Below are 428 nucleotides of genomic sequence, written 5' to 3'. Positions count from 1 at the left end.
CTCGCGCTGCCAGACGCCGAAGTCCGCGTACTGCACGCCCAGGGGCGGCAGGGGCACGGGCTGGCCTCGCGCGAAGGCGCCGTAGAGCAGCGCCACCTCGCGCACCAGCAGCGTCATGGACCAGCCGTCGGAGACGATGTGGTGCACCACCACCACGAGCAGGTGCGCTCCCGGCGCCGACGTCAGCAGCAGCGCGCGCAGCAGTGGGCCCTTCGCAAGGTGGAAGGGCTGGGCCGCCGCTTCACGCGCCAGGCGCCACGCCTCTTCTTGAGATGAGCCCGTGAGGTCCTTGCGCTCCAGGGTGAGCACCGGCTCCGCTGACACCACCTGCACGGGCCCGGAGGCGTCCTCGCGGAAGGTGGTGCGGAGCACCTCGTGACGGCGCACCACTTCGCGCAGCGCGCGCTCCAGCACGTCCACGTCCAGCG

At 72.4% G+C, this 428-nt stretch carries 1 protein-coding gene; it reads right to left on the bottom strand.

Going from position 1 to position 428, the window contains the following annotated elements:
* The coding region (locus ACLEQD_RS45150) for a condensation domain-containing protein (protein WP_410392031.1) at positions 1-428 on the bottom strand (428 nt) is incomplete at both ends.

This window comes from Corallococcus sp. 4LFB, from assembly GCF_046520365.1.
In the GTDB taxonomy this organism is placed as follows: domain Bacteria; phylum Myxococcota; class Myxococcia; order Myxococcales; family Myxococcaceae; genus Corallococcus; species Corallococcus caeni.
Note: the sequence above shows the minus strand (reverse complement) of the source record. Positions and strands in the feature narration are given on the sequence as shown.